This window comes from Vibrio sp. 1078-1 (assembly GCF_033340475.1).
In genome coordinates, this window is record NZ_JAWOWM010000009.1 from 1 (window position 1) to 12,219 (window position 12,219).

The following is a 12,219-nucleotide window of genomic DNA, read 5'->3' on the forward strand; positions in this document are numbered from 1 at the left end:
GGTAGTTCAGTTGGTTAGAATACCGGCCTGTCACGCCGGGGGTCGCGGGTTCGAGTCCCGTCCACTCCGCCACTTATTTGAGCGTCGTCTCAATAAACACGAATTACAGGGGTGTAGCTCCAATTGGCAGAGCAGCGGATTCCAAATCCGCGTGTTGGGAGTTCGAATCTCTCCACCCCTGCCATACTCTAAAGCCTCAGCAGTAATGCTGGGGCTTTTTTGCATTTGAAGAAAAGAGAAGCTGACTAGTTGGAAGAGTTGTCGATTCCTCTGATACCAAAGTATCGGGGGGATTGAAAGCTCATATCTCCGGGATATTGGTCCACTTCACCTATCCCCCATATTCATAAGCTCTGGCTTAGGTCAGGGGCTCTTTTATTTCTAACGAATATGTCTTTTATTCCTAACGTATAGTTTCAACGTCAGGTGTATGTTTATCCAACGAATATGGCATATCTTTGCTTCATATAGTTTTATTTTCTAGTAATGTAATTACTAAATGTTGATGTATCGCTTTGCTCTTTCTGTTTTACCTTCGAATTTCATAACACTTTTTCTTCGTTATCGAGCACATCTGATTCACAATCTATTGAAAGGTCAGTGGTTACATTGGCTTGGATGATTACTGACTTGGTTCCTGTTATCATCATGCATTAATGCTAATAATTAGGAAGTAAGTTTATGCCACATTTTCGATTCCGTGCTGTAGAGCCACAAGCTGTTCAGGCATTATCAAAACCCCTTACGGATGAACTTCAGCCTCTAATGGACTGTCCGCGTGAGGATTTTACTTTTGAGTATATCTACACTACGTTTTTCAATGAGGGTGAGGTGAGTGCTGCATATCCTTTTGTCGAAGTGCTTTGGTTCGACCGTGGCCAGGAAGTGCAAGATGAAGTTGCCAAGCTTATTACGCAACAAGTGCGCGGTATCGCTGGTGCCGATATTGATGTTGCAGTTATCTTTTCCGCCTTATCTCCTAAAGCTTATTACGATAATGGCGAACACTACTAAAGGTTAAAGGCTATGAGGCTGAGTTTCATTGTAACTTTGGGTTTATGTTTCTCAGCTTCAGTATGTTCTACTCCTTGGGAGTCCGCGGTTAATCCTACCCGAAACTCTTCCTCTTCTATTGGTAGTTATGCTAACGGTTGTTTAGATGGTGCATTACCCTTGCCTCTCGATGGCGTTGGTTATCAAGTCTTACGTAGTAAAACGAAGCGCTACTATGGGCACCCTAAAACGATAGAGTTTATTGAAAATCTGGCGCTTAAAGCTCATCAAAATCTCAACACCACTCTGCTAATTGGTGATTTGTCTTTACCTAGAGGTGGAAGGTTCTCCTCTGGTCATTCTAGTCATCAAACCGGGTTAGATATCGATATCTGGTTAAGACTTGCTGACCAACCGCTTTCTTATAACGAATTACAACTTCCTAAACCCATGAGTGTGGTGGATTTAAAAGGTTATTCCATACTTAATCATCGCTGGGAAGAGCGGCACTTTAAGCTAATTCGGTACGCTTCAAAAAGTAAGGATGTTGCACGAATTTTTGTACATCCTGTTATTAAGGAGCAACTTTGCTTGCAAGAAAACGGCAAAGATCGTTCTTGGTTACGTAAAGTGCGTCCATGGTGGGGGCATCATTACCACTTTCACGTCAGGTTGTCTTGTCCTGATTCGAGCGACTATTGTGTTGATCAAGCACCACCTCCAGTAGGCGATGGCTGCGGTGTTGAGCTCGCAAGTTGGGCCCCGAAAGCAAAACCTATTGATACCCCTCCACGGGTAAAAACAACCTCTAAGCCCAAACGAAAAAAAGTCGTTCCACCTCAATGCTTGCCGCTTATCAATCCTAATTAGTGTTACTCTTCAGGTTTATCTGTACTTGGTGATCTCTTTTATGAAACTGGAGAAACATCATACTTTTGTCTACATTGAATAGTACCAATACAAAAACTAACCCAATCAGTTTTGGGGACATATTATAGAAATCTAAATTAAACAAAGAGTTGTAGTATGGGTAAGTTGTAACTTCTCTGTTTAGAAAAAGACCTTTCGTCACGATACTCTGGTTTCTTAGCAATATGTCTGTCAGTTGGCTAAAAAGCAATAACAACGCAGACAAGTGTGTAAGGCAGGGATATACCCTTTTCCTGTTAGAAGAGTAAATCAAGGACAAAACCATGACTATGATTTGTGCAAAAGAATTTGCAGAGTGGTTAAGACACAGATTTAGCAGTGATACTAAAGGAGTCTCTTTGACTCGAGAGGATGTGAATCACCTGACTGGGCGTCAACGCCTTGATCCGGGTTTTGTTAATGATGTGCATTATGAGCTGATGCAATATGGAATGGCTTTCGTTACTGATACGAGCCGAGAAAACTTTTATTTAATACCTGTTTCTCAAGCGGAAAATTGGCGTGAGAGACTAGAGTATCATTTTGAAAAAGAGCTATTCTGCAATATTATCCCTATTGAAAAATCAGGTTGAGAAAAGGTTCAACTTTGATGCCAAAGTTGAACCTAATTGCTCTTATGCTAACCCTTGAATAATCACGAATTTTTCAAGCAACTGCTCTTCAGTTTCGACATGGTTCGGATCAGTGATTATGCATTTTGTAATTGGACACACTGACTGACAGGTCGGCTTTTCGTAATGCCCCTTACACTCTGTACATAGCGCTGGATCAATTTCGAAAATGCTCTCTCCCATACTGATTGCCCCATTGGGGCATTCGGGATCACACATGTCGCAGTTAATGCATTTGTCAGTAATGAGCAAGGCCATGGTTACTTACCAGTCGGGTTACGGGTGTCCTGCCCTGAGTTTAGATTACGCATTAATAGGCCATATTCTAAATCTAGCTCTGCTGGTACTGGAATGAATACAAAGTGACCGTTTCCTTTCGCGTCTTCAATAGACTCTGATTTGCGGTTTTCCATTGCCTCTAGCGTGAAAACAATATTGCCTTTTGGCGTCATTAGTTCAAGGCTATCACCGACAAGAAACTTATTTTTTACTTCTACTTCAGCCATGTCACCACGACGTTTGCCAGTGAATTCACCAACAAACTGTTGAGCATCAGAGACTGAGTAACCGTAATCGTAGTTTTGGTAAGTATCGTGTGTATGACGGCGTAGGAAGCCTTCAGTGTAGCCACGGTGAGCTAGGCTTTCTAGTGTACCCATTAGGCTTTCATCGAATGGTCGACCTGCTACTGCATCATCAATTGCTTTACGATAAACTTGAGCGGTACGTGCGCAGTAGTAGAACGATTTAGTACGACCTTCAATTTTCAATGAGTGAACACCCATCTTAGTTAAGCGTTCAACGTGCTGAACCGCTCGTAGGTCTTTAGAGTTCATGATGTAAGTACCATGCTCATCTTCGTAAGCCGCCATTTTTTCTTCTGGACGGTGCGCTTCAGAAAGCAGAACGACTTCATCTGTTGGTTTACCGCGACCAATTGTGGTTTCAGGGAGCTCGTCTTGTACTTCGACAGGCTGTGCTTCAGTCGGGTCGAATTTCTCTACGATGTCACCAGCGTCGTTTTCTTTACCCTCTTCAACTTTGTATTCCCAGCGGCATGCGTTAGTGCAAGTGCCTTGGTTAGGGTCACGTTTGTTGATATAGCCAGAAAGTAGGCAACGACCAGAGTAAGCCATGCATAATGCACCGTGAACGAATACTTCAAGCTCAGTTTCAGGGCAATGCTCACGAATTTCTTCGATTTCTTCTAGAGATAGCTCGCGAGAAACGATCACACGTTCCACGCCATTCGCTGCCCAGAACTTAACGGTCGCCCAGTTTACAGCGTTCGCTTGTACAGAAAGGTGAATTGGCATTTCTGGGAAAGCTTCACGAACCATCATAATTAGGCCTGGATCTGACATGATCAATGCGTCAGGACCCATCTCTACGATTGGCTTCAGATCACGGATGAACGTTTTTAGCTTCGAGTTGTGTGGTTGAATGTTACATACCACATAAAGCTTTTTGCCTAGGGCGTGGGCTTCATCGATACCTATTTTTAGGTTCTCGTGGTTAAACTCGTTGTTACGTACGCGAAGGCTGTAGCGAGGTTGGCCAGCGTAAACTGCATCTGCCCCGTAGGCGAATGCGTAACGCATGTTTTTCAGGCTGCCCGCTGGAGATAGTAGCTCAGGCACGAATGCTTTCTCAGTTGTCATTACTCAATTCTCTTTTATCTGATCACAAGTCAGGCCAATTCCACCTAATGGAAATGGGGCGCAAATTTTACGTCAAAATGTGAACTGTGACTAGGGTAATTGTGCTTCAGATAGAAAAACGCCCTCAAAAAAAGTGAGGGCGTTATGGTTAACCTTTATACAATATTATGCGTTAGGATTCGGTAAGCCGCCTAGCGCGTCGTATAGGTTGGGAAGGAAAGCACTGAACTCTCCACACATTAGAGAGAAGTCTGCATCAAATCGAGCTGCTTGATCTTCACGTGGAATATCATCGTTTTGATCTTTCAATTCATCAGAGAATTTTAGACGTTTGATGCCCGCATCTTCCGTCATAATGAACTCAATACGATCTTGCCAATTAAGCGCAAGTTTCGTCACGACTTTATCCGCAGCGATGTGGTTGCGGATTTCATCAGTGGTTAGCTCTTGCTTCTTACAGCGAATCACACCACCTTCTTCAAGTACGGATTTTAGCTCAGCTTCGTCCATCATGCTGATACCTTGAGGTGTGTCACCGCTTTTCACCCACTCGGTTAGCGTAGTTTCAATCGCCACTTCTGGAATAGCAGGAACAACAGGTAGACTACCCATGGTTTTACGAAGCAATGCTAATACATCTTCTGCTTTTTTATAGCTGCTTGCATCAACAAGGATAAAACCTTCTTTTGGCATGATGAGCACGTGAGTGTGGCTGCTGCGGCTGAATGCGCGCGGCAGTAAATCCATTACGATGTCATCTTTCAGGTTGTCTTTCTCTTTCTTCTTCAGAGGACGACCTTCTTGCGCTTCCATTGCTTCTACTTTTGCATTCAATGATTCTTTGATCACAGAGGCAGGTAGCATTTTCTCTTCTTTCTTGGCGCAAATCAGAATGCGGTTTTCTGACACGTGAGTCATCATATCGCCATGTCTACCCATTGCACTGACCCAGCCAAATTTCTGTTTGTCTTGACTGCCACACGGGGTGAATCGGAATTCAGACAGCTGAGTTTCTAGTTGTTCGGCGTTAAAAGTAACCTCGCGGTTAACGCGGTATACCAGACAGTTTTTAAACCACATAAATCTTCTCTAGGCTTGATGACAAGGGACTAATCATAGGGAATTTTTGTGCTGATGTCTTAATAGAAATGAAAAATATCCGAATGAACCTCAAAAGAAAGTTATATGAAAATTTGTTTTCAAAGGTCACAAAAGTGTCATAATTGGTAGTGATAATGCTTATGCATAGAGAGGCGCTTTGTCTCTTAAATTCATTAGCTCAACGAACATAAGGTTACTCAATTATGTCTAGAAGGATTCTGGTTGTTGAAGACGAAGCTCCTATTCGCGAAATGCTGTGCTTCGTACTTGAGCAGAAAGGTTACCAAGCGGTAGAAGCGGAAGATTATGATACTGCAGTAACCAAACTGGCTGAACCCTTCCCTGATTTAGTTTTACTGGATTGGATGTTACCAGGCGGTAGTGGCATTAACTTCATCAAACATATGAAGCGAGAGGAATTAACGCGCAACATTCCAGTTGTGATGCTTACCGCTCGTGGTGAAGAAGAAGATAAAGTGCGCGGTTTAGAAGTCGGTGCGGATGACTACATTACCAAGCCATTCTCTCCTAAAGAGTTGGTTGCACGCTTAAAAGCGGTGATTCGTCGCGTTACCCCGACTGCACTAGAAGATGTAATTGATGTACAGGGATTGAAGCTTGACCCTGTATCGCACCGTGTTACGGCTAATGATGCGCCATTAGACATGGGTCCAACAGAATTTAAGATGCTTCATTTTTTCATGACGCATCAAGAACGCGTATACAGCCGTGAGCAGCTATTAAACAATGTTTGGGGCACTAACGTGTATGTCGAAGACCGTACGGTCGATGTTCACATTCGCCGCCTGCGTAAAGCATTGGAAGCTGCAGGGCATGATAAGCTGATCCAAACTGTTCGTGGTGCTGGATACCGCTTCTCGACGAAAGCATAAATTAACACGCAGCTTATCGGTACCATTTCTGGAGTTATGAGTGGTTGAAAGATTAACGTGGAAAAAGCTGGCCTGGGAGCTGGCTTTTTTTTACACCCCATGGGTGATAGTAGGTTGGATATTCGGTTATATGCCGTGGTTGCTTTTGGCTGCTACGGCATTGCAGCTTGTGTGGCATTTGCATAACCAAGTACGTTTATCTTCTTGGTTATGGGATGAAAAACGCCTCACGCCACCGTCAGGTAGCGGTAACTGGGAATCTTTGTTCAATGGGTTGTATCGCTTACAACAGCGCCAACGCCGCAAACGAAAAGAACTTACTAATCTTATTCGTCGATTCCGAAATGGTGCAGAATCGCTACCCGATGCGGTAGTGGTATTCCGTGCTGAAGGAAATATTGTTTGGTGCAACAAGCTGGCTCAGCACTTACTGGGCTTCCATTGGCCAGAAGATTCAGGTCAACCTATCTCCAATCTCATTCGTACACCTGATTTTATCAAGTACCTCAACAAGAAAGACTTTTCAGAGCCATTAGAAATGCGTTCACCACTCAATGTCGAACGCATGCTAGAACTACGTATCGTACCGTATACCGAAGGTGAACATTTGATGGTGGTGCGTGATGTTAGCCAGTTAAAACAACTTGAGGGAATGCGTCGCAACTTCTTTGCCAACGTATCTCATGAACTGCGTACACCAATGACGGTGCTACAAGGTTATCTTGAGATGACAGAAGACCCTGATATGGTCGTGGGTCCAATGTGGAGCAAAGCTCATGGTGTCATGACGGAGCAGCTTAACCGCATGAACAGTTTGGTGAACCAACTACTGACACTATCTAAAATTGAAGCGGCACCTATGCATGAGCTTGAGGAAGTCGTGAATGTGCCCGCGATGCTTGAAGTGTTAGAAAAAGAGGCGGTTAGCCTTAGTGGGGAAAACCAACATAAATTGAAATTTGATGTTGATGCAAGCCTACGCGTGTTGGGCGATGATGACCAGTTACGTAGTGCTATCTCTAACCTCGTTTATAACGCCGTCAAATACACACCACCTGGTGCGAACATTAATGTTCGTTGGTTCCAGACCTCTCAAGGCGCATGCTTAGAGGTGGAAGATAGCGGTGATGGTATTGAACCTCAGCACCTACACCGACTTACCGAGCGTTTTTATCGAGTAGATAAAGCAAGATCACGTGATACTGGAGGAAGTGGTTTAGGGCTAGCCATTGTAAAACACGCGCTGAGTCACCATGACTCTCATTTAGAAATTCACAGTGAAGTAGGCGTGGGCAGTAAGTTTTCTTTCGTATTGCCTGAGCGTTTGGTGGTGAAATAATGGCGTTACGATTGGCAAAAACATTCAGTTTATTCGCGCTTGTTTGTTCCTGTATGGCTGGCGCTCAAGATAAACCATTGCCGAGTTATCATAAAACGACGGGGATTGTCGGGAACTTGCTCTCTGTTGGCTCCGATACACTTGCGGGTATGACAACGCTTTGGGTTGAAGAGTTTAAATCCATTTACCCGAATATTAATGCGCAAGTCCAAGCATCTGGCTCTTCTACTGCCCCCCCAGCATTGACCGAACAAACAGCTCAGTTTGGTCCCATGAGCCGCCCTATGCGTTTAAGAGAGGTTGAAGCGTTTGAACGTGAACATGGCTACAAGCCAACTGCGCTCAGGGTCGCCATCGATGCAATCGGTATTTTTGTTCATCAAGATAATCCAATTCAAGGGCTTAACTTTAGTCAGTTAGATGCTTTGTTTTCTGCCACGCTGCGCTGTGGTGAAAGTCAATTTGTCACAAACTGGCAGCAACTCGGTCTTGAATCACAGTGGGCAAAGCGAAACGTCCAGTTGTTTGGTCGTAACTCCGTTTCTGGAACTTACGGTTACTTCAAAAGCAATGCCTTGTGTGGCGGCGATTTCAAGACCCGAGTTAACGAGCAGCCAGGCTCCGCGTCAGTTGTGCAAGCTGTAGCGTCAACCATCAGTGGAATTGGTTATTCCGGTGTCGGTTATCGAGTGGCAGGCGTGCGCTTAGTCCCTGTAGCTAAAATGGGAAATGACTATGTGACTCCAACGCGAGAACATATTGTTAGCGGTAAGTACCCACTATCACGTTACTTATATGTTTACGTGAATAAGCATCCTGATTACCCATTAACACCAATTGAAGCTGAGTTTATTCGCTTTATCTTTTCTGCTCAGGGACAAGCGTTGGTTGAGAAAGATGGTTATGTGCCCATTACGGCAGACTTTGCAGAAGAAGAGTTAAAAAAAGTCGGCCTGTAAGCCGACTTTTTATTTAGGTATGAAGAGTACGAGATCAGAAAGTGAGTGTCCACTTCGCGCTGTCCCAACGTTCTTGTTCTTCCTGTAAATCCGCGTGAAGTAATTTATTGTTTTCTAGCCATGCTTCATCTGTGCAGGTGAGAATCCATTCGTCATTTTTGATAGATAAGGTGATATCAGGCAATGGATCTTCATTACGCTGCCCATTTAATACGATAGAAAGTCGTAATATTTTGATGAGGCTTATAACGTCACTCTGTTTATAGAGATTGAAATCTGGTAGTTCTTGCAATTTGAGCGCTTTACGCTGGAAGCGAGCTAATGTTGCGAGCACTAATTGCTGCTCACGGTTGAAGCCTTGTAGGGTGGAGTGCAACAGAATATAAAAAGAGTGGCGATGGAAACTACGCAAGTTGATACTTAATCCGACTTCATGAAGCAACGCTGCCCACTCTAGTAAGTCAAATAACTCACTCTTTTTCTTAATGCCTAGTTCAGAGCGTACCTGACATAACATCTCACGTGCATGCCCCTTCACACGAGCGGCATGCTCTAAGTCGACCCGGTGCTTGTTGGCTAAATTTTCTGTGGTGCGCATACGAATATCGGAGCGCGCAAAACGCTCTTCCATTTCGTACAACAGGCCTTCGCGTAGAGCACCATCGGAGAAAAACATTTGCTCAATGCGAAGCGCTTTGAAAATCGCGGACAAAATCGCTACGCCTGCTGCGAATACGGGTTTACGTTCTTCTGTTAGACCCGCCAGTTCAATATCTTCAATGGAATCAAATTTACACAGAGTTTCGATAAGTGTATCCAGTCGACTCGCTGTGATCAGGCCATCTTCAAAACCTAATCCTACTAGCACTTCTTGAATCGCTTTGATGGTTCCTGATGAGCCGAGAGCAATATCCCAGCCCTTTTTACGATATGTTGAAGCGATGGACTCGAGTTTTTGTTCGGCCGCTAACATCGCCTTGCTGAAGTTTTTTCCTGACAGTTTGCCGTTTTTAAAGTATTGCTCTGTAAAACTGACGCATCCCATCTGTTTACTGTTGAGAAGCTCAGGCTCAAATTCTTGTCCAATAATCATCTCGGTACTGCCGCCTCCGATATCGATGACTAGTTTGGAGTTGGATTCTACTTGAGTGTGCGCGACGCCTAAGTAAATCAGGCGGGCTTCTTCTTCTCCAGGGATAATTTCTATCGGGAAAGGCATCACTTCTTTCGCACGCTCAATGAAAAGGTGGGCATTTTTAGCGCGTCTTAGTGTGTGTGTGGCGGCGATACGTACATTTGACTCATCAAGCCCTTGCAGCCTCTCAGCGAACATGGCTAAGCATTCTAGCGCACGCTCCATTGCGGCGTGACTTAAGTTCAATTCACTGTCGAGTCCTGATGCTAAGCGAACACGTTGTTTATGACGACTAACCAGTTGTAGGTCACTGCCGACAACTTTGGCCACCACCATATGGAAACTGTTTGAGCCGAGGTCTATCGCGGCAATGTAGCGAGTATCTTGTTCAAGTATTTGAGGCATCTGAATTTTGTTTTCTAGTTTGCTTTTCTATATTTTTAAGATAGTCATAGATAGCGATTTGAGAGCGAACTTTTTTGCGATTACCTCGTGGTACGTAAGCGTTACTCATTTCTTTATCTATTAAACGAGCCTTTACTGTATCGGTAAAATGGATATTCGTTATATCAATAATTCTCTGTTTCAAACGTGGATCACGGACTGGTACTGCTACCTCGATACGGTGATCAATATTTCTTGTCATCCAGTCTGCGGAGGAGATATAAACTTGCGGATCGCCATCATTGTGGGTGATCACCACGCGAGGGTGCTCAAGAAAGCGGTCAACAATACTGATGATGCGAATATTGTCGCTGATCCCCTCAATGCCCGGTACTAATGAGCACATACCTCGAATGATCATGTTTATTTTTACACCGGAAGTACTTGCTCCATAAAGCTTATTGACGATGCCTTTATCGACTAGGTTATTGACCTTGATCGTAAGAGCGGCTTTTTTCCCTAGCTTGGCATTCGCAATTTCATTATCAATTAAGCGGTAGATTTGGGTTCGAGAATTACGAGGAGATACCATAAGGTGATTGAACTTCACTGGTCGGTATGGATTCTCAATGTAACCGAAGACATTACGGACTTCATTAGTGATTTCTTGATCTGCCGTAAGCAGGGAGAAGTCGGTATAAATTCGTGCTGTCTTCTCATGGAAGTTGCCTGTGCCGATGTGTGCGTAGCGAATAATTTCTTCACCTTCGCGGCGGCTAATCATCAGTAGCTTTGAGTGAATCTTAAGACCAGGCGCACCAAAGATGACGTGCACACCCGCTTCGGTTAATACTTTTGACCATTCGATATTGGCTTCTTCATCAAAGCGAGCTTGCAGTTCGACGACCACAGTGACATTTTTGCCGTTGTGCACTGCATCAATTAAAGAGTTCATCAAGCGAGAATCTTTCGCGACGCGATAAATGTTAATCTTGATACTAAGTACTTTGGGATCGAAGGAGGCTTGGCGCACTAACTCACTAATGTGGTCAAAAGTGTGGTAGGGATAATAGAGCAGAATATCTTTCGCTTTAATCGCGTCAAAGCTGTTGGCATAACCTTCGAAATCGGCACATTTCATTGGCGGGAGAGGTTTATTTTCAAGATACTCTCGTCCAACATTTGGAAAGCCGATGAAGTCTTTAAAGTTGTGATAGCGTCCGCCGGGGATAAGGTTATCGTAGTTAGAGATATTAAGTTTGTTACACAGAAACTCTAACATTTGAGGCGGCATATCGCGTTCGTAGACGAAGCGAACGGGCTTTGCTGTCAGTCGCTGATTGACACCCTCTGACATTTGTTCAAGCAAGCTGTACTCGATTTCATTGCGTAAATCGTATTCAGCGTCACGCGTCATTTTCATCGCATAGCCGCTAAGCTCATCATAATCAAAAAAGCCTTTGAACAGCTCGTCCAAACAGTGGCGGATAATATTATCAAGTAAGATGATGGTTTTTCGACGCTTTCCTTTCTGTTCTGGTACCATCACAAAGCGGGGAAGGTGATCGGTCGGAATTTCGATCAGAGCGTACTGGTAATGTTCTTCTTTACGCAGTTCTACGGCGATGTAAGCGTACTCGTCTTTGAGAAATTGCAGAACATCGATCTCGTCTTTCATTAGGAGGGGAGTGATATGCGGCATTACCTCTCTACGGAAGTATTTCGCGATCCACTTTTGTTGCGATTCATCCAGTTGTTGCTCGTTGACCAAGAAAATGCGACGTCGCGCCATTTCTCGAATCAACTCGCTGTAAAGCTCATCAAATTGTTCGTTAAGCTTTAGTGCTTTCGACTGCATTTTGGTTAACAGTCGTTTAGGGCTATCACTGCCACCGCGCTCTTGGCTGATTAGGATTCTGCGCTTCACGTCCGCAAAGCGTACTTTGTAAAATTCATCTAAATTGTTGGAAAAGATCCCAAGAAAGCGAATACGTTCGATCAAAGGGACGGTTTTATCGGCAGCTTCTTGTAATACTCGTTCGTTGAAAGACAACCAACTCAGTTCTTTTTCTATATATAGTTTTTCTGCGCTCATAACCTTACCTAGCCAAAAGTGAAGTATTACGTACTCATCTTGGAAAAATGGATGAGTGAGAACATTATGAGATTTTCATTACAGATTTATTTCATACCACGCATTGCATAAGAGTTGT

11 protein-coding genes and 1 tRNA gene are annotated in these 12,219 nt (G+C 44.0%); 7 read left to right on the plus strand and 5 right to left on the minus strand.

What is annotated here, in order from left to right; all coding sequences use genetic code 11:
• Positions 1-107: 107 nt before the first annotated feature.
• The 4 genes from R7190_RS16440 to R7190_RS16455 all read left to right on the plus strand — a co-directional run bounded on the left by R7190_RS16440 (position 108) and on the right by R7190_RS16455 (position 2,495).
• A tRNA-Trp gene (locus R7190_RS16440) sits at positions 108-184 on the plus strand.
• A 497-nt stretch (positions 185-681) separates the two neighbouring features.
• Positions 682-1,014, plus strand: a complete 333-nt coding sequence (locus R7190_RS16445) for a DUF1904 domain-containing protein (RefSeq protein WP_005381768.1) — start codon at positions 682-684, stop codon at positions 1,012-1,014.
• A gap of 12 nt (positions 1,015-1,026) precedes the next feature.
• Complete coding sequence (mepA, locus tag R7190_RS16450) at positions 1,027-1,863, plus strand: penicillin-insensitive murein endopeptidase (RefSeq protein ID WP_017633932.1); 837 nt, start codon at positions 1,027-1,029, stop codon at positions 1,861-1,863.
• 323 nt (positions 1,864-2,186) lie between these two features.
• Positions 2,187-2,495, plus strand: coding sequence for a hypothetical protein (locus R7190_RS16455; RefSeq protein WP_005381765.1), 309 nt, complete (start codon positions 2,187-2,189; stop codon positions 2,493-2,495).
• Between the two features lie 42 nt (positions 2,496-2,537).
• On the opposite strand, the gene R7190_RS16460 is transcribed toward R7190_RS16455, so the two are convergent.
• The 3 genes from R7190_RS16460 to rdgC all read right to left on the minus strand — a co-directional run bounded on the left by R7190_RS16460 (position 2,538) and on the right by rdgC (position 5,275).
• The gene (locus R7190_RS16460; RefSeq protein ID WP_005381763.1) at positions 2,538-2,792 is read right to left on the minus strand and encodes a YfhL family 4Fe-4S dicluster ferredoxin; all 255 of its coding nucleotides are present in this window, start codon (positions 2,790-2,792) and stop codon (positions 2,538-2,540) included.
• A gap of 2 nt (positions 2,793-2,794) precedes the next feature.
• Positions 2,795-4,195 carry a tRNA 5-hydroxyuridine modification protein YegQ gene (yegQ, locus tag R7190_RS16465; RefSeq protein WP_186584457.1) on the minus strand — a complete coding sequence of 467 codons (1,401 nt, stop codon included), beginning with the start codon at positions 4,193-4,195 and terminating at the stop codon, positions 2,795-2,797.
• Between the two features lie 165 nt (positions 4,196-4,360).
• On the minus strand, positions 4,361-5,275 hold the full coding sequence (gene rdgC / locus R7190_RS16470; RefSeq protein WP_005381753.1) for a recombination-associated protein RdgC: 915 nt from the start codon (positions 5,273-5,275) through the stop codon (positions 4,361-4,363).
• A gap of 224 nt (positions 5,276-5,499) precedes the next feature.
• Here rdgC and phoB point away from each other — a divergent pair, with 224 nt between their 5' ends.
• The 3 genes from phoB to R7190_RS16485 are packed head-to-tail and all read left to right on the plus strand — an operon-like array spanning position 5,500 to position 8,487.
• A complete protein-coding gene (phoB, locus tag R7190_RS16475; protein ID WP_005381752.1) occupies positions 5,500-6,189 on the plus strand; it encodes a phosphate regulon transcriptional regulator PhoB in 690 nt (229 codons plus the stop codon).
• Between the two features lie 40 nt (positions 6,190-6,229).
• Positions 6,230-7,528 (plus strand): phosphate regulon sensor histidine kinase PhoR, encoded by a 1,299-nt coding sequence (gene phoR / locus R7190_RS16480; protein ID WP_182016549.1) that lies wholly within the window; start codon positions 6,230-6,232, stop codon positions 7,526-7,528.
• Entirely contained in the window at positions 7,528-8,487 is a 960-nt protein-coding gene (locus tag R7190_RS16485) for a PstS family phosphate ABC transporter substrate-binding protein (RefSeq protein WP_017821959.1), read from the plus strand. The genes phoR and R7190_RS16485 overlap by 1 nt, the downstream gene beginning before the upstream one ends.
• 34 nt (positions 8,488-8,521) lie before the next feature.
• Here the strand turns inward: R7190_RS16485 and ppx are convergent, their stop codons facing one another.
• Together ppx and ppk1 are read right to left on the minus strand one after the other, a co-directional pair.
• Positions 8,522-10,027: an exopolyphosphatase gene (gene ppx, locus R7190_RS16490; RefSeq protein WP_033905789.1), complete on the minus strand. Its 1,506-nt coding sequence runs from the start codon at positions 10,025-10,027 to the stop codon at positions 8,522-8,524.
• Positions 10,011-12,101: a polyphosphate kinase 1 gene (gene ppk1 / locus R7190_RS16495; protein ID WP_005381748.1), complete on the minus strand. Its 2,091-nt coding sequence runs from the start codon at positions 12,099-12,101 to the stop codon at positions 10,011-10,013. The genes ppx and ppk1 overlap by 17 nt, the downstream gene beginning before the upstream one ends.
• Positions 12,102-12,219 lie beyond the last annotated feature (118 nt).

Excerpts from the sequence above, each read along its gene's own strand:
- ppk1 (WP_005381748.1), bottom strand. The coding sequence starts at position 12,101 with ATGAGCGCAGAAAAACTATATATAGAAAAAGAACTGAGTTGGTTGTCT.
- mepA (WP_017633932.1), top strand. The coding sequence starts at position 1,027 with ATGAGGCTGAGTTTCATTGTAACTTTGGGTTTATGTTTCTCAGCTTCA.
- rdgC (WP_005381753.1), bottom strand. The coding sequence starts at position 5,275 with ATGTGGTTTAAAAACTGTCTGGTATACCGCGTTAACCGCGAGGTTACT.
- R7190_RS16455 (WP_005381765.1), top strand. The coding sequence starts at position 2,187 with ATGACTATGATTTGTGCAAAAGAATTTGCAGAGTGGTTAAGACACAGA.
- R7190_RS16445 (WP_005381768.1), top strand. The coding sequence starts at position 682 with ATGCCACATTTTCGATTCCGTGCTGTAGAGCCACAAGCTGTTCAGGCA.
- ppx (WP_033905789.1), bottom strand. The coding sequence starts at position 10,027 with ATGCCTCAAATACTTGAACAAGATACTCGCTACATTGCCGCGATAGAC.
- yegQ (WP_186584457.1), bottom strand. The coding sequence starts at position 4,195 with ATGACAACTGAGAAAGCATTCGTGCCTGAGCTACTATCTCCAGCGGGC.
- R7190_RS16485 (WP_017821959.1), top strand. The coding sequence starts at position 7,528 with ATGGCGTTACGATTGGCAAAAACATTCAGTTTATTCGCGCTTGTTTGT.
- R7190_RS16460 (WP_005381763.1), bottom strand. The coding sequence starts at position 2,792 with ATGGCCTTGCTCATTACTGACAAATGCATTAACTGCGACATGTGTGAT.
- phoB (WP_005381752.1), top strand. The coding sequence starts at position 5,500 with ATGTCTAGAAGGATTCTGGTTGTTGAAGACGAAGCTCCTATTCGCGAA.